Below are 19,017 nucleotides of genomic sequence, written 5' to 3' on the forward strand. Positions count from 1 at the left end.
TCCCTCCCGCTCCACCGCTCCAATCAACCAATTGGACGATGACGGCGAGCCCGGGACCCGACCCACCGCTGCAAGCGACCGATTGGACGGTTGCGGCGGGGAGGATGGCCGGTCGCGGCGGGGAGGATGGCCGGTCGCGGCGGGGAGGATGGCCGGTCGCGGCGGGGAGGATGGCCGGTCGCGGCGGGGAGGATGGTGGGCCAGGGCCCGAGCAGCGGTAGGATTGTTGACAATCGACAGACGTGGAGGGTCTGATGCTCACGATCGGACTGCTGTACCCCGGCGACAGCGCCGCCGACGATTACACCCACTTGACCGAACCACTGGACGCCCATGGGGTCCAGTTGCTGGTGGAGGAAACCTCGGTGGGCGTCGACGCTCACGAGGTCGAGGCGCTCCTGGACCTGGGCTCGAGTGAACGCCTCCTGGAGGGCGCCGCCCGGATCCGGGGCCGCGTCGATGCGCTGATGTGGGCCTGCACGTCGGGAAGTTTCGTGTTCGGTTGGGACGGCGCCCACGCCCAAGTCGCCGAGATCGCCGAGCGCACCGGCCGGCCGGCCTCGTCGACGTCGCTGGCTTTCGTGCGCGCCTGTCGGGCCCTCTCCCTGCAGCGGGTGGCGGTGGCGGCCTCCTACCCCCAGGATGTGGCGCAGCACTTCACCGACTTCCTCCGCGCCGGCGGGATCGAGGTGGTCGGGATGTCCAGCCACGGTATTCATACCGCTGCGCAAGTCGGCACCCTCGGGCGCGACGACGTCGGTGCGATCGTCGCCGGAGCCGGCGTTACCGGTGCGGAGGCCATCCTGGTTCCGGACACCGCGATGCACTCCCTGGGCTGGTTGCCGGACCTGGAGCACGTGGCCGGTATCCCGGTTCTGACCGCGAACCAGGTGACCGTCTTCGACGGTCTCGGTCTACTCGGCCTGCGCCCACGATTGGAGGGCTTCGGTGCCCTGTTCGAACGGGCCACCGGCACCGGCACCGGCACCGGCACACATGCCACCACTGGCACCCAGGGGGCGTCCTGATGGCCACGGTCCAGGGAATCCGTCCACTGGATCCGGTGGTGCAGCAATCCACACCCAGCCTGATCGCCTCCCGGGTGCGCGAGGCGATCGCGGAGGGCCAGATCCCCCCGGGCAGTCAACTGCACGAGTCGGCGCTGGCCGCCCAGTTGGGAGTCAGCCGTGGCCCGCTCCGCGAAGGGCTGCAGCGCCTGACCCAGGAGGGACTGCTGGTGTCCCATCGCAACCGCGGGCTGTTCCTGATCGAGTTGTCCCCGGAGAACATCCGGGACATGTACCTGGCCCGGGAGGGGATCGAACGCACCGCCGCGGCACACGTGCACCGGTTGGATCCGGACCCGGTGCGCTCCGAACTGCTGGTGGCGGTGGAACAGATGCGCCGCGCCGCCGGCAGTGGTGACGTCGTCGCCGTCTCCGACGCCGATGTGCGATTCCACGAGGCGATGGTGGCCGGCGCCCGGAGTCCGCGGCTGCAGCGCGCGCACGAGACCGTGCTCACCGAGACCCGCATGTGCATCCGGGCCCTGGAGCCGACCTACGCCGACCCGCGAACGAGGGTAGAGGAGCACCGGTCGATCGCGGAGTCATTCGTGCCCGGCGGCGCCGATCACACCGATGAACTCATCGTGGCGCACATGGCCGACGCGCTGGAGCGCCTCATCGCCCAGCAGCACTGACCACCCGGGCACTCCCGGCGCCCACCTCGTGAACCTCCCGGTGACCTCGTCACCCGAACTGACGATGTCGGCGGCCAGTCGACGGCGTCAGCGGGGTACGAGCCGGGGACGAGGGTGGGTGGGATCAGATGCCACGGCCGGGGGTAAGGATGCCGTTGGGGTCGAACACGGCTTTGATGCCGGCCTGCATCTCACGCGAGACCGGCTCGACCTGCCAGGCCAGCGCGTGCCGCTTGAGCGAACCGATCCCGTGCTCCCCGCTGACGGTGCCACCCAGTTCCAACGCGAAGCGGGTGATGTCATCGATGACGGCCTGGGCGGCGGCGTACTCGTCCTCCCCCGCCCCGGCCTCGACGGTGGGGTGCAGGTTGCCGTCCCCGGCGTGCGCCACGATCGAGACGCGCCGGCCGTGCTCGGCCCCGATCCGCTTGACCCCGGTGACCATCTGCGCCAGCGCCGCTACCGGCACGCCGACGTCGGAGGAGACCCGCATCCCGCGGGCTACCAGCGCCGGGTGCGAGCGCCGCCTGGCCTCCAGCAACTCCTCGTCGGCGAAGATCCCGCCCTCGGTTCCGCCATGCTCGGTGCAGATCCTCAGGATCGTCTCGGCCTGCTCCTGGGCGTCGATGCCCACGGTCTGCCCGATCAGCAACGCCGCCTCCGGCCGCGGCAGGCCACTGGGCTGATAGTCCTCGATAATCTCCACGCCGAGCGCATCGATCATCTCCAGCACCTCCGGGCGAGCCGGGCTGGACACGATCGCCATCACCGCCCGGCCGGCGTCGGTGATGTCATCGAAACTGATCCGGAACATCCGCGGTTGCCCCGGCGGCACCGCCTTGAGTCGCACGGTGGCCGCCGTGATCACGCCCAGCGTGCCCTCCGATCCGACGAACAGGCTGGTCAGGTCATATCCGGTGGCGTCCTTGGTGGTTCGCCGCCCGGTCCGCAGCACCCGGCCATCAGCCAACACCACCTCCAGTGCCGCGACAGAGTCACCCAGCACCCCGTGGGCCACCCCGCGCAGACCCCCGGCGTTGCTGGCGATGTTGCCGGCCACGGTGGAGGTGCGCGAACTCGCCGGGTCCGGCGGGAAGAACAGACCCCGCTCCCGGGCGGCCGCATCCAGGTCCGCGGTAATCACGCCGGCCTGCACATCGGCCAGCCGGTTGCCCATGTCGATATCGACGATCTTGTTCATCGCCTCCAAGGACACGACCAGCCCGCCGGGGTAGGCCACCGCTCCCCCGGACAACCCGGTTCCGCCTCCGCGCACCGAGACCCGCACCGAGTGCTCATTCGCCCAGGCCAGCGCGGCGCTCACGTCGGCGGTGTCAGCGGCCAGGACGACGGCGTGTGCCGGCCCTTCCGGGGCGGCCCGGGAGGCGTCACGACAGTACGGCGCGATCTGCTCAGGATCGGTGAGCAGGCGGTCACCCAACTGGTGACGCAACGCCGCCAGATCCGGTGAGGCCACGGGGGGCAGTGGCTCGGGGGACGTCGACATCAGGAGTGCTCCAGGGCGGTGGTGGTGCCCGGTTACTCTGCGGGCGGTGACCATTCTGTCATCGGGCATGCCTGCGACCTACCGTCCGCCGGCCGCCCGGACGCAATGGGCGAAGAACTGGTCAGTCCGACAGTGCGATACCGACGTACTTGGTCTCCAGGAACTCCTCGATCCCGATGGTGCCACCCTCGCGGCCCAGACCGGACTCCTTGATCCCGCCGAAGGGCGCCGCCGGGTTGGACACCACGCCCTGGTTCAGGCCCACCATGCCCGACTCCAGTCTCTCGGCCATCCGCAGCCCGCGGTTCAGGTTCGTGGTGTAGACGTAGGAGACCAGGCCGTACTGGGTGTCGTTCGCCGCGGCCAGCGCCTCCTCTTCGGTGTCGAAGGGCGTCAGCGGGGCCACCGGCCCGAAGATCTCCTCAGTTCCCATGCGTGCGTCCATGGGCACGTCGGACAGCACCGTCGGGGGATAGAAGTAGCCCTCACCCTCGGCCTGCTGCCCGCCGGTGAGCACCGTGGCTCCCCGGTCGACGGCGTCGGTCACCAACTCGGTGACCTTGTCCCGGGCGGCCTGGTCGATCAGCGGGCCCACGTTCACCCCGTCCTGGGTTCCGGGCCCGACGGTCAAGGAGGCCATCTTCTCGGTCAGCCTGGCCGAGAAGTCCGCCATGATGCCGCGCTGGACGTAGATCCGGTTGGCAGCGGTGCAGGCCTCGCCCATGTTGCGCATCTTGGCCAGGAAGGCGCCCTCGACGGCGGCGTCCAGGTCGGCGTCGTCGAACACGATGAACGGAGCGTTGCCGCCCAGTTCCATCGAGGTACGCAGCACCTTGTCCGCGCTCTGCTCCAGCAACTTCTTGCCCACCCCGGTGGATCCGGTGAAGGAGAGCTTACGGGCCAGGCCCGAGCGGATTAGCGGCTCCATCACTCCCCCGGAATCGCTGGTGGTGATGGTGTTCACCACGCCGTCGGGCAGGCCGACCTCGCGCAGGATGTCGACCAGCGCGAGCATCGACAACGGCGTCTGGGCGGCCGGTTTGATCACCGAGGTACAGCCGGCCGCGATCGCCGGGGCGAGCTTGCGGGTGCCCATCGCCATCGGGAAGTTCCACGGGGTGATGAGGATGCACGGGCCCACCGGCTGCTTCATGATCATGAACCGGGCTCCGCCGGCCGGGGCGGTCTGGTAGCCCCCGGAGATCCGCAGCGCATCGCCGGCGGAGTGCCGGAGGAACTCTGCGGCGTAGGTGATCTCGCCCTTGGCCTCGGCCAGTGGCTTGCCCATCTCCAGGGTCATCAGCAGCGCCAGGTCATCGATGCGCTCGTGCAGCAGGGTGAAGGCGTCCATGAGGATCTCGTGGCGGCGCTTGGGCGGCAGGGCGGCGAAGGCCGGCTGGGCCGCGACGGCGGCGTCGAGAGCGCGGCGGCCGTCGGCCGGGTCGGCGTCGGCTACCTGGGTCAGCACCTGACCGGTGGCGGGGTCCACCACATCGAACTGGGCCTGGTTCGTAGCCGGACCCCACTGCCCGTTGATGAACAGACCGGTGGGGGTCCCCGCGGGGAGTTGGTGAGTCATGCTGGATCCCTTTCGCAGGTGGGGGTACGGGCAATCTATCTCGGCAATCCATCCGCGACTACCGCAAGCGGCCGCTCAACACCTATCCCGCCACGACCCGCGGGAGTGCGAAGGCGTGCTGCTCCGGTTCGTGGGACGATGCGGTAGCACTGAACTGCCACACCGTGGTAGCAATGGACCAACAGATTGTCGACAATCCTACACGGGAGCTGACCATGGCTGAACTGTCCCCCCACCTGAAGCAAGCCACCGGCGTCGTCGCCGCCCGGGGACAGGGTGCGCTGCTCTGGGATGAGGATGACCGGCGCTACCTGGACTTCACCGCCGGCATCGGCGTGACCGGCACCGGTCACAGCCACTCCAAGGTGGTGGCCGCCGCACAGGAACAGGTCGCCAAGATCATCCACGCCCAGTACACAACCGTGATGCACCGCCCGCTGCTGGACCTGACCGAGCGGCTCTCGGAGGTGCTACCCAGCGGTCTGGACTCGCTGTTCTTCGCCAACTCCGGCTCCGAGGCGGTCGAGGCGGCGCTGCGCCTGGTGCGCCAGGCCACCGGGCGCCCGAACATCATCGCCTTCCACGGGGGTTTCCACGGACGTACCGTCGCGGCGGCCTCGTTGACCACTTCCGGCACCCGGTTCCGCTCCGGGTTCGCCCCGTTGATGGCCGGGGTGCACATCTCCCCCTTCCCCGACCCCACGCACTACGGCTGGAGCGAGGCCGAGGCCACCACGTTCGCCCTGAACCAGCTCGATTACACGCTGCAGACCATGAGCGCCCCGGCTGACACCGCCGCGTTCATCGTCGAGCCGGTGCTGGGCGAGGGCGGGTACGTGCCCGGCAACGCCGAGTTCTTCGCGGGCCTGCGTGAGCGCGCCGATCGGCACGGGATCCTGCTGATCGTCGACGAGATCCAGACCGGCTGGGGCCGCACCGGGGAGTTCTGGGGTGCAGACCACTTCGGCCTGCGTCCCGATGTCATCACCACCGCCAAGGGCATTGCCTCCGGTTTCCCGCTCTCGGCGATCGCCGCCTCGGAGGAGTTGATGGGCAAGGCCTGGGCCGGCTCGCAGGGCGGCACCTACGGCGCCAACGCCGTGGCCTGCGCCGCAGCGCTGGCGACGCTGGACGTCATCACCGAGGAGAACCTGGTGGCCAACGCCCGCGAGCGGGGCGCGCAACTGCGGGGCGCGCTGGAGCAGGTAGCGGCCGAACACAGCGCGATCACCGACGTGCGCGGTCTCGGCCTGATGCTGGGCAATGAGTTCCGGGACGCCGACGGCCGCCCGGACGGGGCCACCGCCGCCAGGGCCCAGCAAGCGGCCGCCGAACGTGGGCTGCTGCTGCTGACCTGCGGTCCCTGGGGCCAGGTGGTGCGCTTCATCCCGGCGCTCGTCGTCACCGAGGATCAGGTCGAGGAAGCCGGGCAGATCTGGGCCGAGGTGGTGCAGGCAGTACTCTGAGGGGCGGTGACAGCACAGAGCAGACCGTCCAGAGCGAGGTTCGATGGCTAGGGCCCGTTTCCCCCGGCACGTCTATGCCTCCGGCGACGAGCCAGACCCGCGCTTCTCCCTGGCCAACGAACGCACGTTCCTGGCCTGGGTCCGCACCGCCCTGGCCTTCCTGGCCGGCGCGGTAGCCCTGGAGGCCCTGGCCACCCCGCTCAACTCCACCGTGCGTGCCATCGCCGCCCTGGCGCTGGTGGCCACCGCCCTGATCGTGGTGCTGCAGGCCTGGATCGGGTGGGTGCGCATCGAGCGCGCGCTGCGGCAGGACCGCCCGCTGCCCTCACCGTTGACCACCCTGCCGGTCACCATCGGGTTGGTCGCGGTCACGGTGCTGGTGGGTGCGGGCCTGCTACTCGGCGGGTCGGGATGACCTGGGACCGGGGCCTGCAGTTCGAACGTACCGATCTGGCCTGGCGCCGCACCGTCCTCGCCGTGACAGCCGGGCTGGCCCTGGCCGGCCGATACCTGGCCGCCGGCAACGCGGTGCTGGGGATCGCGCTGCCGGCGGCGGCCCTGGTCTGCGGCGTCGGGATGCTGTGGCTCTTCACTGCGCGGATCCGGCAGGCCGAGCGGGTGGTGCGAGCCATCACGATCGGCGCACCCACCATCGAGCGGATGCCCGGTGGTGGACTGATCGCGGCGGTGGCACTGATGACGGGGGCGGCGATCCTGGCCGGCGTCGTCTTCGTGTCCACCGCGGCGCTAGGCACCTGACCACCCCTGCCGGAACCCGTGCCGGCGATCCGGGCACCGCCCGCCGATCGCACGAACGGCTGCGGGCCCGGAACACGACCAACCGACCTCACCCGGTGGGCAGGGCCTCCTGTGCGTAGGCCTGCGCGAACTGTGCCGTAGGCGGAATCGGCTGGATCACATCCACGAGCACCCCGCCGGGGGCCTCGACGATGAAGTGTCGCTGCCCGAAGCCCTCATCCCGCAGCGCGAGGACCGGCGTCAGCCCATGTTCCACCGTCAGGGCGTGGTGGAGCGGGTGGACATCCTCCACCTCGATGTTGAGGATGAGGCCGCGTACGGGTGCACCGAACCCGGCCGGCACCGTGGGATGGTCGCACTGCAGGATCGCCAGCTCGTACTCCCCCAGGCGCAGGCTGACGTACCAGTCCGCCTCGAAGGTGCTCTCGAATCCGAGCACCTCGCGGTAGAACCGCGCGGCCGCGGCCACGTCGTCGGACATCAGGACCGGGTAGACGCTGGTGACAGACATCGCACTCTCCTTTACGTACACTGTGTTTGTAAGCATGACCAGGATACATACACCGAGTAGGTAAAGGAAGAGCGATGGCACGTGCTTCTGCCGCGGTAGCCGCGGAGACCGCCCGGACCCTCCTGCGGGTCGCTACCGAGTCATTCGCCTCCGAGGGCTACGCCGCGGTATCCCTGGAGGACGTGGCCCGATCGGCAGGGGTCACCCGAGGCGCGGTGTACCACCACTACCGGAGCAAGGCGGGGCTCTTCGGCGCGGTGGCCGCTGCCCTGCAGGCCGATGTCGCCGCGGCGGTGGTCGCCGCCGCCGAGCAGTCCGGAACCGAGCCCGGCGCTCAGCTGCGCGCCGGCAGCCACGCCTTCCTGGACGCGATCACCGCAGCCCCCGTGGGGCAGATCCTGCTCATCGACGCTCCCGCCGTAATGGGCTGGGCCCAATGGCGCGCCCTGGATGCCGAGCACTCCGGCGCCCATCTGCGCGAGGTGCTGCACAGCGTCGGTGTGGCTCCGGAACTCCTGGATGCCACAGCGGCACAACTGTCCGGGGCGATGAACGAGGCCGCGCTCTGGCTCGCCCAGCACCCCGGCGACGATGCTGCCCGCGCGGCGGCCGGGCGGGTGCTGGACCGGCTCCTGGAGGCGGCAACGCCCTGAGCGCCGCTCACCCGCCGGGGGCATCCCGGCCGGCCGGTTCCTCGGAGATCTCACCGCTGGGCTTGTCATCGCCCGAACTCATCACCGCTCCGGAGCCCACGTCCACCGCGACGTCCGTGCTGCCACTTTCGAACTCGGGCAGCACGGTCTGCCCGGGATCGTCATAGGGCGCACTGAGCAGGGTGGCCGTGGCCCAGCCTCGGGTGAGCAGGTCGTGGTCGGAGCCGGGCTCCTCCCGGGCGCTGACACCGGAGTAGGTCAGCATCACGTAACCCTTGCCCTTCTCCCGCACACTGGCCTGCACGGCACCGAAACTGGCCAGGGGCGCGGGTTTGAGTCCGCGCAACTGGCCGGCCGGGATATCGGGCACGTTGACGTTGAGCACCCGCTCATCGGCCGGCTGACGGAGCAACCAGTCGAACGCGTGCTCACTCACCAGCCGCGCCGTGTCCCAGTGCTGTGGGTCCCCGGAGGCGATCGAGACGGCCAGTGCTCCGATCCCCTGCGTCGCCGCCGACAGTGCGGCACCCACGGTGCCGGAGTGCAGGGTGGCCCGCCCGGTGTTCGCGCCGAGGTTGACGCCGGAGAGCACCAGATCGGGGCGCTCACCGAACGCGCCATAGGCGGCCACGAACGTGATCAGCGCGGGCGCGGCCTTGACCCCGAATGCGGTGACCTCCTCCGGTAGTCCGGGCGGGCGCCCCTCAACCAGCACCAGCGCGCCGTCGACCTCCTGTGCGGTCAGGGCCGCGCTGGCACCGGAGTACTGCCGGTGCGGGGCAGCCACGACGACGTCGCACCCAGCCGCGAGGGCGACCTCGGCCAGCACGGTCAGGCCGGGAGAGGCGATGCCGTCGTCGTTGGTGATGAGGACCCGCATCAGCCGCTGCTCCCGCCGTCGTTCCCGCGCTCACTGCCGCCGGCATCGGTGCCGTCCGCACTCCGGCCGCCCGCGCCGGCGACCTCCTCGATGCCGATGTGGTCGGCGAACCGCTCGACCTGTTCGCGCCTGCCGGTGCCCAGCCCCCGACGGGTCACGTTCAGGGCCCCCGCCGCGGCACCAAGCCGGGCGGCTTCAGCCACCCCGGCTCCGCGCCCGAGCGCCACCGCAACCCCGGCCGTCATGGAGTCGCCCCCGCCGTGGTGGTCCAGTGGGGTGACGACCGGTCCCACGAGTAGTCGCGCGGAGTCGGCGGTGACCAGCAGCGGCGGCTCCCCGGCCCGGGAGATCAACATCGCCTCCACCCCGCCGGAGACCAGTTCCCGGCCGGCCTCCTCCAGGGTGGCCAGATCGTCATGGTCAGCCAGGCCTGCGGCCTGGATCTCCTCGTGGCTCATCTTCAGCAGCGTGGGACACTCCGCCGCGGCCGCCTTCGCCGTGTTCCCGGACAGGTCGGCCACCACCGGGATCCCCGCGCTGCGCACGTCCCGCACGATCCGGGCGAAGAACTCCGCCGGCAGGACCCGCTCCGGTTCGGCCCCGGTCACCACCAACGCGTCACACTCCAGCGCCTCGACCAGCACGGTGCCGTACAAGTCGTCCATCTCGTGCCGGGTGAGCGGTCCGGGAACCATGTGCGCCAGGGTCACCCGCTGCCCTGCCCGCCGGTCGTGCACATAGGCGCCGTTGCCCGCGTTGTACGGCACCGCCCGGATCCGCAGATTCTCCTCCGCGAGCATCGGGCTCAGCACCGCCCCGACCTCGCCACCGAAGGGGCCGCACACGGTCACCCCGGCGCCCAGCGATGAAGCCATACGGGCCACCCACAAACCCTGTCCGCCCGGATGTAGATGCACATTCCCTGCCGCCTCGGTGTCCTCGTCGGAGGACTCGATCTCCACCATCAGGAGCGGGGTGGCCGCCAGCACGCACAGGCGGGGGCTCCGGTGGGGTTGGTCCGGGTCTGCCATAGCGCGAGCCTAGAACCGGACAGGACAGCCCGCAGCATGGCGGTGCACACTAGGTGGATGGTGCCCCCGACGAGCCCCGAGCACCGCCCGCCCGCGCCGGTGCGGATCCTGGGTGGGCGGGCCGGCAGTGTTGCGGCAGCACGGGCCATGCAGCACTACCTCAGCGAACTCAGCGAGCGCTTGGGCACCGACGAGGACCCCGACCTCACCCATGCCGACGATCCAGCCGATGTGACGCCGCCGCGAGGGGACTTCGTGCTGGTCCGCGAGGTCGGCACCGCCACCGTGGTGGGTTTCGGGGCGGTCTACGTGCTCGAGCCCGGGGTGGTGGAGATCAAGCGGATGTGGCTCAAACCCGACGTGCGCGGGCGCGGCCTGGGCACGTTCCTCCTCAAGGAACTGGAGAACCGGGCGCGCGCGCTCGGAGCGCGGCGGGTGCTGCTTGCCGTGAACGAGTCACTGGTGGAGGCGTGCGGCCTGTACACCTCCACCGGCTACGAGCCCGTGGATCCGTTCGAGGACAATCCCTACGCCACGCACTTCTTCGGCAAGCAGTTGGTGCGTACCTGAGCGCAACGCCGCCTCACCAGTCGTGCACGGTGCCGTCAGCGAGCCGGTTGTAGGGCAGGTAGGCCTGCTCGTAGGGGTATTTGCCCGCCTCATCGGCGTCCAGTTCGACGCCCAGGCCCACAGCGTCCCCGGGGTGCAGCAGCCCGTCGGTGAAGGTGAAGGACTGGTCGAACACCTCGTTCGTGCGGGCCCCGTGCTGCATGTACTCCTGGATTCCGAAGTTGTGGATCGCCAGGCCCAGGTGCAGTGCCGCGGCCATTCCCACCGGAGAGACGTCGGTGGGCCCGTGCATCCCTGACTTGATCTGGTACTGCGCGGCGTAATCCAGCACCTTTCTCAGGTGGGAGATCCCGCCGGTGTGGGTGACCGAACTGCGTACGTAATCGATGAGTTGTTCCCGCACGATCTGCTGGTAGTCCCAGACGGTGTTGAAGATCTCCCCGATCGCCAGGGGTGTGGTGGTGTGCCGGCGCACCAGCCGCAACGCCTCTTGGTTCTCCGCCGGGGTGACGTCCTCGAGCCAGAACAGGTCATAGGGCTCCAGGGACTTGCCCAGGCGCGCCGCCTGGATCGGGCTGAGCCGGTGGTGAGCATCGTGCAGCAGCGGGAGCTCGGGGCCGAACTCGTTGCGGACGGCCTCGAAAACCGTCGGGATGTGGCGCAGGTAGCTGCCGGTGTCCCAGTCCTCCTCATGGGGCAGCGCACCGCGCTGGGCCGGTTCGTACTCGTGCGTCCCACCCTCGGAGTAGGTGGCGTCCGAGGCAATGCCGTAGATCGACTTCAAGCCCGGCACCCCGCTCTGCACCCGGATGGCCTTGAAGCCCTGCTCCTGGTGCTCGCGGATGCTGTCGAAGAGCGCCTCGAGCGTGCCGCCCGAGGCATGTCCGTAGGCGAGCAGCCCGCGCCGGGAGGTCCCGCCGAGCAGTTCGTACAGCGGCATCGAGGCAGCCTTGGCCTTGATGTCCCAGAGCGCGACGTCGACCGCGGCGATCGCGGCCATAGTCACCGGACCGCGGCGCCAGTAGGCGCTGCGGTAGAGGAACTGCCAGGTGTCCTCGATCGCCCCGGCATCGCGGCCGATCAGCAGCGGCACCACGTGGTCGCGCAGGTAGGACACCACCGAGAGCTCGCGGCCGTTCAGCGTGGCATCACCCAGGCCGGTGAGCCCTTCGTCGGTGGTGATCTTCAAGGTGACGAAGTTGCGGTCCGGGCTGGTGACGATGACGTCGGCCTGTTCGATGATCATGAGCCCAGACAAACACCGCGTAACCAGGACAGACAACCGGTTGCCGAAGGTTGTTCCCGCCGGCCTCGCCGCGACTGGACCACCCGACCGGCGAGGTGCGGTCGCGTCACCGGCCTTCCCTGTACCTGTGCCCCTTAGGCTGAGGTCATCGGCGTCCAGCCTGCGAGGCTGGGTCGCTGGAGACCTGTGCGTCACCTGTCAGGAGGAGTAGAGATGCCCGAGGCCGGCCCATGAGCATCACGTCATGGCTGGCGATCGATGGTGGGCAGTCCCAGATCCGGTTGCGCCTCTCCGGTGGCGCCCAGGCGCACGCCGACGGCGTGCAGCACCGTCCCGGCGGCAATGTTCCGGGGATGCTCGCCTCGATCCGGCAGGGGCTGGCGCGGCTGGGCAGCCCGCGCGTCCAGGTGGCCGCGCTGGGGATGAGTGGGCTCTTCCAGGAGGATCAGTCGCTCCGGGAGCTGGCCCGCGGTGTGGCTGCGGCCAGCGGCGCCACCCGGGTGCTGCTGGTCGGGGATGACGTCACCGGGCACGCCGGTGCCCTGCGGGGAGCGCCCGGTGTGGTCGCCGCGATCGGCACCGGAACCGCCGTCATCGGGTTGACCCCGGGCGGTGAGTTCAACGTGGTGGACGGTCGTGGCTACCTGCTCGGCGATGAGGGGTCGGGTTTCCAACTCGGCCGGCGCGGGCTGCGGGCCGTGCTGGAGCACGCCGAGGGCCTGCACCCGCCCACGACCCTGACGAAGGCGGCCATCGCCCGGTACGGCCCGGTGGACCAGATCGCACACCGCATCTATCGCTCCGAGGCACCGGTCGCCGCTGTGGCCGCCTTCGCCGCTGACGTCATCTCCGCTGCCGATGCCGGCGAGCCGACCGCGACAGGGCTGGTGCGGACCTCGATGACCTCGCTGGCCCGCTCCATCGCCGCGGCGGCTGCCGGGTTCGGTACCGGTCCGGTCCCGGTCGTGGTGGTCGGTGGCCTGATGCGTTCACGCCAGGTGCTCACCCCTGTGCTGGCCAACGCTCTGGCCCAGGTGCTGCCGGACGCGCACCTGCAGGATCCGGCCGGCACCGCGCTCGACGGGGCGGCCTGGCTGGCCGGCGGCGATGCCGGGCCCTATGCACCGAGGGTGCACGCCTACGGTACGACGAGCCGGCCGACGACGACGCCTCCTGCCGTCGAGCCGCACGACGATCTCTCCTCACAACCCTTCCCGGGAGGCCGGCGTGAGTAGCCGCGCGATACCCGTTCCGGCCGGCGGCCTGGTGGTCTCCTGCCAGGCTCCCGAGGCCAGTCCGATCGGGCAGGCACCGGTGATGGCCGCGATGGCCCGGGCCGCCGAGGCCGGCGGAGCCGTGGGGCTCCGCGCGAACGGGGCCGCTGATGTGGCCGCGATCGCCGCCGTCACCGACCTGCCCATCATCGGCATCACCAAGGCCGGGCGGCGGACAGGGGTCTACATCACCCCGACCTTCACCGGTGCCGAGCAGGTGGTGCGCGCCGGGGCCGCGATGGTGGCGGTGGACGGCACCGCACGCGCGCGCCCTGCGGGACCGACCCTGGCGGAGTTGATCGAGGCGATCCATGCCCGGTTGGGCGTGCCCGTGATGGCCGACTGTGACTCGATGCCGAGCGCCGAGCACGCCGCCGGGGCCGGGGCCGACCTGCTGGCCACCACGCTGGCCGGATATACCGGCGCTCGTGCGGCCACCGCGACCGCAACGGCACGGCCCGAGCCCGCCGGCCCCGACCTCGACCTGCTCGCCGCCATGTGCGCCGGGTTCGACCTGCCCGTCGTCGCCGAAGGGCGCTACCGCACCCCCGCCCATGTGAACGCGGCCTTCGATGCCGGCGCCCACGCCGTCGTCGTCGGGACCGCGATCACCGACCCGTTCACCCTGACCCGTTCCTTCGCCGCCGCCACCCCGCGCGGCGGTGCCGCCTAACCCCGGGAGACCTTCCGTGACCGTGATCAACCAGACCATCGCCGCCTCCGCCATCATGTCCGCCGTGACCCGGGTGCTGACCACCCAGACCGCCAACATCCGCGCGGCCGCGGAGGTGTACGTGCGGGCGCTCGACGCCGGCGGCATCATCCAGGCGTTCGGCACCGGGCACTCCCGGGGATTCGCGATGGAGGTGGCCGGCCGGGCCGGTGGGTTGGTCCCGGCCAATCAACTCAACGTCAAGGACGTGGTGATGTACGGCGATACCGACCCGGCCGACATCATGACCCCCGATGCCGAGCGCAGGCCCGAGACCGCCCACGCAGTGCTGGACCTGGCCGAACTGCACCAGGCCGACGCCTTCATCATCGCCTCGAACTCCGGCGGCAACGGGGCGACGGTGGAGATGGCGGTGGAGGCCCGCCGGCGCGGGCACCAGGTGATTGCGGTGACCAGCATGGACCACACCACCCAGATCACCTCCCGGCACCCCTCGGGCCGGCGGCTGTTCGAGGTGGCCGATGTGGTGATCGACAACGGGTCGGTGTTCGGCGATGCCGAGGTGGAGATCCCGGGTGTCGGGGCGGCCGTCCCCTCCAGCGCCGTCACCGCCAACATGATCGCGGAGATGATCGCCGCCGAGGTCTGCGGCATCATGCTCGATCGCGGCGACACGCCGCCGATCCTGGTGTCGGCGAACGTACCCGGCGGGGATGAGCACAACGACGCCATCCGCGCCCGCTACGGCACCCGGCTGCGCGTCGGCGAGCCCTGAGCCGGCCTCGCCACCATCCCGGGCGGTTCGCGGGGCGGGAGCGGGCTAGGGCCGGGCGGCCGCGTCGATCCGCTGGATGTGGGAACGGGCGTGCTCCACCGCGGGCTCGAGATCATCGAACAGGTGGCTGCGGTGCCGCAACGCGCTGAACACCTGCAGCCGGCGCATCAGGTTCAGGTGCTCCGGGCGCACACCCTTGATCAACACCGTGACGCCGCGCTTCTCCAACTCCGAGACCACCGCGGCCAGGGAGTGCGCACCGGTGGCATCGACCAGATGCAACTGGGACAGCCGCAGGATCACCACGTCGATCCCCTCGTGCTCGCCGACCCGTTCCATGATCCGTTCCACCGCTCCGAAGAACAGGGCACCGTCGATGCGGAACACCGCGATCCGCTCATCGCCGGGTCGGACCTTCCCGGCGATCGTCTCCCGGTGCACCCCGCTGGCCCGGCTCAGGCCCCGGAGCACGAAGAACGCCGCCACCGCCAGCCCGATCAGGATCGCCACCACCAGGTCGAAGGACACCGTGATGAGGGCGGTGATGGTGAACACCAACGCGTCGGAGCGGGTGGTGGCGAACATGGTGCGCACCACCCGCACCGAGATCATCCGCGCGGCGGTCACCATCAGCACACCGGAGAGCGCGGCCAGTGGCACCTGGGACACCACCCGGGAGGCCAGGTACACCACGGCCAGCAGCGCCAGGGCGTGCACCACCGCGGAGACCCGGGTTCGGGCTCCTGAGCGCACATTCACCGCGGTGCGCGCGATCGCCGCGGTAGCGGGCATGCCCCCGAACAAGCCCGAGGCCACCGAGGCCAGGCCCTGCCCCACCAGTTCCCGGTCGGCATCGAACGGGCCGACCTCGGACATCGAGTGGGCAACCCGGCCCGAGAGCAACGACTCGATCGCTGCCAGCGCGGCCACCGCCAGGGCAGGCCCGGCCAGCGTCTGCAGGATGTCCAGGTTCACCGCCGGCAGCGTGGGTGCGGTCAGGCCGTCGGGCAGGGCGCCGATGGTCTCCAGCGGCACCGCGGCGACGACGGCGATCACGGTCACCAGCACGATCCCCAGGAAGGAGCCGGGCACCTGCGGCAGCCACCGACCGGTGGCGACCATGATGGCCGCCACGGTGACCACCGCACCCAGGGTCAGGAAGGTGCTGGGCCAGGTGGCCGCGCCGAACGCCTGGGCAGCCGCGACCACGGCGTTGGTGGAGCCGACCGCATCGGCGGCCCGACGGCGGCAGGGATCTGCTGGGCGAAGATGATGACGCCGATCCCCATGGTGAACCCCTCCACCACGGGCCAGGGGATGTAACTGATGGTGCGGCCCAGCCGTAGGAATCCGGCGAGGAGCACCACGAGGCCGGCCATCACGCTGGTGACCACCAGGGCACCGGGTCCGTGGTCGACCACGATCGGCAGCAGCACCACCACCATCGCCCCTGTGGGGCCCGAGACCTGGATGTGGGAGCCACCGAAGATCGCGGCCACCAGTCCGGCCACGATCGCGGTGATCAGTCCGGCCTCCGCGCCCGCACCGGAACTCACCCCGAAGGCCAGGGCCAGGGGCAGCGCGACGATGCCGACCGTCAGCCCCGCCATCACGTCGCGTTTCCACGTCCTGCCCAGTCCGGTGTAGTCCTGACGGCTCGGGAACAAGGAGCGCCAGGTGCTCACTCAGCCTCCACCGCATCGGTCGGCCAGACCTGGGCCGTCCCTGCCGGCTTCCGGGGCGGAGCCTGGGGCCGCGGCGCCGGTGGCGCCGGTGCGGTGGCCTGTTCGAGTTGGGCGGCGTTGGTCTGCAGGACGTCGGCGAGCAGCAACCGGGCCACCGTGAGCAGTTCGGCGGCTCGCGCGGAGGCGAGCCGGTAGTAGACGTGTGAGCCCCGCCGCTGGGAGGTCACCAAGCGGTGCCGACGCAGCACGGACAGGTGCTGGGACAGGTGCGAGGCCTCCAGGTCCATGTCGGTGAGCATCTGCGCCACCGACACCTCGGGGTCGGCGGAGAGGAGTTCGAGGATCCGGATCCGGAACGGGTGCGCCAAGCCCTTGAACAGGTCGGCTTTGATCTCATACAGCGGCTGATCCCGTACCGCGAACCCCACACGTGCCTCCAGGATGATGACTTGACTATTCCATCATATCGGTCCTGTCAAACGGATCGAGGGGCTCGCGTTACGGCTCCAGGCGGTCCCCGTTGACCTACAGTCGACCGCGTGCCGACTCCCACCCTCCGCGAGCGACTGGAGCGCGGGCAGGTGTGGATCTATCTCGGCTTCGCCCTGCTCGGTCTCGGAACTGGCAGCCGGTGGCCCCAGGCCGGCCTCGCGCTGGAGATCGCGGTCTGGCCGGCGCTGGCCCTGCTGCTCTATGCCACCTTCACCCAGGTGCCGCTGCGCTCCATGGCAGCGGCATTCGCCGATGGTCGATTTCTCGGTTCTGCGCTGGCCGGCAACTTCCTGATCATGCCGGCCCTGGTATGGCTCGTGCTGCAGTTCACCCCCGCCGACGACGCGCTGCGGCTGGGACTGCTCCTGGTACTGCTGGTGCCGTGCACCGACTGGTTCATCACGTTCACGCAGTTGGGTCGCGGTGACACTCCGGCCGCGATCGCGCTGACGCCGGTGAATCTCCTTCTGCAGTTCCTCCTCCTACCTGCCTACCTGTGGCTGATGGCCGGTACCCGGATCAGCGCCGCACTGGACATCGCCGACCTGTGGCCGGCGCTGCTCGTGGTGCTCGGACCGCTGCTGGCTGCGGTGCTGACCGAGCCGGCGCTGCGCCGGCGCCGTGATGGTGAGCAGATCCGGAACATCCTGGGACACATCCCGGTGCCCCTGCTGGGATCGGTCATCTTCGCCGTCGCCGCGGCCCACACCGATGCCGCGCTCGGGGCCGCCCACCTGGTGCCGGTCGTCGTCACCGTCGCCGCGGTCTTCCTCGCCGGCGCACTGGTGGTGGCCAGGATCAACACCCTTCTCGTCGGTCTGGCTCCGGCGAGGGGTCGCACGTTGGCCTTCACCCTGGCCACCCGGAACTCGTTCCTGGTGCTACCGGTGGCGCTGGCGCTTCCGCCCGGGTGGGAGGTGGTGGCGCTGGTGATCGTGATCCAGGCGCTGGTGGAACTGTTCGGCATGATCGCCTGCCTGTGGCTGGTGCCCCGGCTGTTCCCCGACCGCTGACCCGGTCCGCTACCCGAACACCGCCACGCCGAGTCGATCCCGCAGGGCCACCACGGCTTCACGCAGTTCGGCCCCGCCCTCCACCCGGTAGGACAGCGGGATGCGGGCCAGCCACTCCGCGGCGTACATGTACGGGTCGCTGGTGGTCCCGCTCAGCAGGCACCCCTCGGCATGGTCATCGAGTCGGCCCATCGCCGGATGCGCCCACTGCTTCACTTCGTCCTGCGTATGGTGGAAGACCACCCGCGTCTCGAACGGCCAGCCCAGGCCGAGATTCTCTTCCAGTTCGGCCACGGGGTCCAGGTCCTGGCGCGGTTCGAACGTGAACGTGCCGGGCTGCACCTTCAAGATCCGGTCCACCCGGTAGGTGCGCACCGCGCGCACGTGGTGGGCGAAGCAGAGCAGGTACCAGCGCCCGAAGCGCACCACCACCGACCAGGGGTCCACGTCGGCGTCCCACTCCCGGTCCGGGTTGCTGCGGTAGGTGATCCGGGTGCGCTGGTGCGCTGCAGCAGCGGCGATCAGCGCACTGGCGATGGCCGGGTCAGCCTGGGCCTGATAGGGATCCGGTGCAGCCGCGGCATGGGCACGCATCTCCCCGGCCTGGCGGCCGATCGCCGGGGGTAGCGCCCGGATCACCTTGCCCAGCGCCTGGCCCACCGCGTCGTCGTCATCGGTGGCGGTGGGGTGGCTGTCCAGCACCGCCATCACCAGCGCGAGCGCCTCGAGTTCGGTGAACGTCACCGGCGGCAGCCGGGTGCCGCGGCCCAGCCGGTAGCCGCCGTAGCGGCCGCGGGTCGCTTCCACCGGGATCCCGGCCTCGCGCAGGATGCCGATGTAGCGCCGGGCGGCGCGTTCGCTGACATCCAGCCGCTGGGCCAACTCCTCGGCGGTCACCCCCGGGCGGGCGTGCAGGATTTCCAACGCGCGCAACGCACGGGCGGTGGGGCTCAGGTCGGTCATCGGACCACGGTAGTACCGCATCTAAGGAAGGCGGAAGTAGATCGTCCGGAATGGCTTCTACGGTGGTAAGCAACGAAGGAGGAGTCATGGAACAACTCACCAATGCCGCACTCGGCTTGCACGTGGTGCGCACCCCGACCGACCCACCGGAGTGGGACCTGATCCGGCCGCAGAGCGCGTCGGCCCGCCATTCCGGACGTCGCCGCAGGCGCGGCACCCGCTCGGCATGAGCGGGGCC

The 19,017-nt window shown here is 70.4% G+C and carries 22 protein-coding genes; 12 read left to right on the plus strand and 10 right to left on the minus strand.

Features of this window, described 5'->3' with window-relative positions; translation table 11 throughout:
- The first annotated feature begins 254 nt into the window (after positions 1-254).
- Both ACO0LV_RS12740 and ACO0LV_RS12745 read left to right on the plus strand, forming a co-directional pair.
- The gene (locus ACO0LV_RS12740) at positions 255-1,028 is read left to right on the plus strand and encodes a maleate cis-trans isomerase family protein (RefSeq protein WP_424788283.1); all 774 of its coding nucleotides are present in this window, start codon (positions 255-257) and stop codon (positions 1,026-1,028) included.
- On the plus strand, positions 1,028-1,702 hold the full coding sequence (locus ACO0LV_RS12745) for a GntR family transcriptional regulator (protein ID WP_424788284.1): 675 nt from the start codon (positions 1,028-1,030) through the stop codon (positions 1,700-1,702). Before ACO0LV_RS12740 ends, ACO0LV_RS12745 begins: the two co-directional genes overlap by 1 nt.
- Positions 1,703-1,826: 124 nt before the next feature.
- On the opposite strand, the gene ACO0LV_RS12750 is transcribed toward ACO0LV_RS12745, so the two are convergent.
- The gene (locus ACO0LV_RS12750; protein ID WP_424788285.1) at positions 1,827-3,209 is read right to left on the minus strand and encodes an FAD-binding oxidoreductase; all 1,383 of its coding nucleotides are present in this window, start codon (positions 3,207-3,209) and stop codon (positions 1,827-1,829) included.
- Positions 3,210-3,330: 121 nt separating this feature from the next.
- Positions 3,331-4,788, minus strand: a complete 1,458-nt coding sequence (locus ACO0LV_RS12755) for an NAD-dependent succinate-semialdehyde dehydrogenase (RefSeq protein WP_424788286.1) — start codon at positions 4,786-4,788, stop codon at positions 3,331-3,333.
- A 215-nt stretch (positions 4,789-5,003) separates the two neighbouring features.
- Between ACO0LV_RS12755 and ACO0LV_RS12760 the strand changes: the two genes are divergently transcribed.
- From ACO0LV_RS12760 to ACO0LV_RS12770, 3 genes are read left to right on the plus strand one after another with little or no spacing between them, the layout of a single operon-like run.
- Positions 5,004-6,254, plus strand: a complete 1,251-nt coding sequence (locus ACO0LV_RS12760) for an aspartate aminotransferase family protein (RefSeq protein ID WP_424788287.1) — start codon at positions 5,004-5,006, stop codon at positions 6,252-6,254.
- 43 nt (positions 6,255-6,297) lie between these two features.
- Positions 6,298-6,669, plus strand: coding sequence for a YidH family protein (locus ACO0LV_RS12765; protein ID WP_424788288.1), 372 nt, complete (start codon positions 6,298-6,300; stop codon positions 6,667-6,669).
- Positions 6,666-7,013: a DUF202 domain-containing protein gene (locus ACO0LV_RS12770; protein ID WP_424788289.1), complete on the plus strand. Its 348-nt coding sequence runs from the start codon at positions 6,666-6,668 to the stop codon at positions 7,011-7,013. The genes ACO0LV_RS12765 and ACO0LV_RS12770 overlap by 4 nt, the downstream gene beginning before the upstream one ends.
- Before the next feature lie 88 nt (positions 7,014-7,101).
- Here the strand turns inward: ACO0LV_RS12770 and ACO0LV_RS12775 are convergent, their stop codons facing one another.
- Positions 7,102-7,524 (minus strand): VOC family protein, encoded by a 423-nt coding sequence (locus ACO0LV_RS12775; RefSeq protein WP_424788290.1) that lies wholly within the window; start codon positions 7,522-7,524, stop codon positions 7,102-7,104.
- Positions 7,525-7,598: 74 nt separating this feature from the next.
- Between ACO0LV_RS12775 and ACO0LV_RS12780 the strand changes: the two genes are divergently transcribed.
- Positions 7,599-8,177, plus strand: a complete 579-nt coding sequence (locus ACO0LV_RS12780; protein ID WP_424788291.1) for a helix-turn-helix domain-containing protein — start codon at positions 7,599-7,601, stop codon at positions 8,175-8,177.
- A gap of 7 nt (positions 8,178-8,184) precedes the next feature.
- Here ACO0LV_RS12780 and surE read toward each other — a convergent pair whose 3' ends face one another.
- Together surE and ACO0LV_RS12790 are read right to left on the minus strand one after the other, a co-directional pair.
- A complete protein-coding gene (gene surE / locus ACO0LV_RS12785; protein ID WP_424788292.1) occupies positions 8,185-9,057 on the minus strand; it encodes a 5'/3'-nucleotidase SurE in 873 nt (290 codons plus the stop codon).
- Positions 9,057-10,088, minus strand: a complete 1,032-nt coding sequence (locus tag ACO0LV_RS12790; RefSeq protein WP_424788293.1) for a PfkB family carbohydrate kinase — start codon at positions 10,086-10,088, stop codon at positions 9,057-9,059. Before ACO0LV_RS12790 ends, surE begins: the two co-directional genes overlap by 1 nt.
- A gap of 57 nt (positions 10,089-10,145) precedes the next feature.
- On the opposite strand from ACO0LV_RS12790, the gene ACO0LV_RS12795 reads away from it, so the two are divergent.
- Positions 10,146-10,658, plus strand: coding sequence for a GNAT family N-acetyltransferase (locus ACO0LV_RS12795; protein WP_424788294.1), 513 nt, complete (start codon positions 10,146-10,148; stop codon positions 10,656-10,658).
- Positions 10,659-10,671: 13 nt separating this feature from the next.
- Here the strand turns inward: ACO0LV_RS12795 and manD are convergent, their stop codons facing one another.
- On the minus strand, positions 10,672-11,904 hold the full coding sequence (gene manD / locus ACO0LV_RS12800) for a D-mannonate dehydratase ManD (RefSeq protein ID WP_424788295.1): 1,233 nt from the start codon (positions 11,902-11,904) through the stop codon (positions 10,672-10,674).
- Positions 11,905-12,134: 230 nt separating this feature from the next.
- Between manD and ACO0LV_RS12805 the strand changes: the two genes are divergently transcribed.
- The 3 genes from ACO0LV_RS12805 to ACO0LV_RS12815 are packed head-to-tail and all read left to right on the plus strand — an operon-like array spanning position 12,135 to position 14,626.
- Entirely contained in the window at positions 12,135-13,139 is a 1,005-nt protein-coding gene (locus ACO0LV_RS12805) for an N-acetylglucosamine kinase (protein ID WP_424788296.1), read from the plus strand.
- Positions 13,132-13,851, plus strand: coding sequence for an N-acetylmannosamine-6-phosphate 2-epimerase (locus tag ACO0LV_RS12810; RefSeq protein WP_424788297.1), 720 nt, complete (start codon positions 13,132-13,134; stop codon positions 13,849-13,851). The genes ACO0LV_RS12805 and ACO0LV_RS12810 overlap by 8 nt, the downstream gene beginning before the upstream one ends.
- A 16-nt stretch (positions 13,852-13,867) precedes the next feature.
- The gene (locus ACO0LV_RS12815; RefSeq protein ID WP_424788298.1) at positions 13,868-14,626 is read left to right on the plus strand and encodes a sugar isomerase domain-containing protein; all 759 of its coding nucleotides are present in this window, start codon (positions 13,868-13,870) and stop codon (positions 14,624-14,626) included.
- 45 nt (positions 14,627-14,671) lie between these two features.
- On the opposite strand, the gene ACO0LV_RS12820 is transcribed toward ACO0LV_RS12815, so the two are convergent.
- From ACO0LV_RS12820 to ACO0LV_RS12830, 3 genes are read right to left on the minus strand one after another with little or no spacing between them, the layout of a single operon-like run.
- Complete coding sequence (locus ACO0LV_RS12820; protein WP_424788299.1) at positions 14,672-15,835, minus strand: SulP family inorganic anion transporter; 1,164 nt, start codon at positions 15,833-15,835, stop codon at positions 14,672-14,674.
- Positions 15,781-16,311 carry a SulP family inorganic anion transporter gene (locus tag ACO0LV_RS12825; RefSeq protein ID WP_424788300.1) on the minus strand — a complete coding sequence of 177 codons (531 nt, stop codon included), beginning with the start codon at positions 16,309-16,311 and terminating at the stop codon, positions 15,781-15,783. Before ACO0LV_RS12825 ends, ACO0LV_RS12820 begins: the two co-directional genes overlap by 55 nt.
- Positions 16,308-16,739: an ArsR/SmtB family transcription factor gene (locus ACO0LV_RS12830; protein ID WP_424788301.1), complete on the minus strand. Its 432-nt coding sequence runs from the start codon at positions 16,737-16,739 to the stop codon at positions 16,308-16,310. The genes ACO0LV_RS12825 and ACO0LV_RS12830 overlap by 4 nt, the downstream gene beginning before the upstream one ends.
- Positions 16,740-16,850: 111 nt before the next feature.
- On the opposite strand from ACO0LV_RS12830, the gene ACO0LV_RS12835 reads away from it, so the two are divergent.
- A complete protein-coding gene (locus tag ACO0LV_RS12835; RefSeq protein ID WP_424788302.1) occupies positions 16,851-17,816 on the plus strand; it encodes an arsenic resistance protein in 966 nt (321 codons plus the stop codon).
- 9 nt (positions 17,817-17,825) lie between these two features.
- Here ACO0LV_RS12835 and ACO0LV_RS12840 read toward each other — a convergent pair whose 3' ends face one another.
- Positions 17,826-18,779 (minus strand): helix-turn-helix transcriptional regulator, encoded by a 954-nt coding sequence (locus ACO0LV_RS12840; protein WP_424788303.1) that lies wholly within the window; start codon positions 18,777-18,779, stop codon positions 17,826-17,828.
- An 86-nt stretch (positions 18,780-18,865) separates the two neighbouring features.
- On the opposite strand from ACO0LV_RS12840, the gene ACO0LV_RS12845 reads away from it, so the two are divergent.
- Positions 18,866-19,009 carry a hypothetical protein gene (locus tag ACO0LV_RS12845; RefSeq protein WP_424788304.1) on the plus strand — a complete coding sequence of 48 codons (144 nt, stop codon included), beginning with the start codon at positions 18,866-18,868 and terminating at the stop codon, positions 19,007-19,009.
- Positions 19,010-19,017 lie beyond the last annotated feature (8 nt).

The sequence above is a fragment of the Pseudactinotalea sp. Z1739 genome (assembly GCF_049725055.1).
Taxonomy (GTDB): Bacteria; Actinomycetota; Actinomycetes; order Actinomycetales; family Beutenbergiaceae; genus CALKWS01.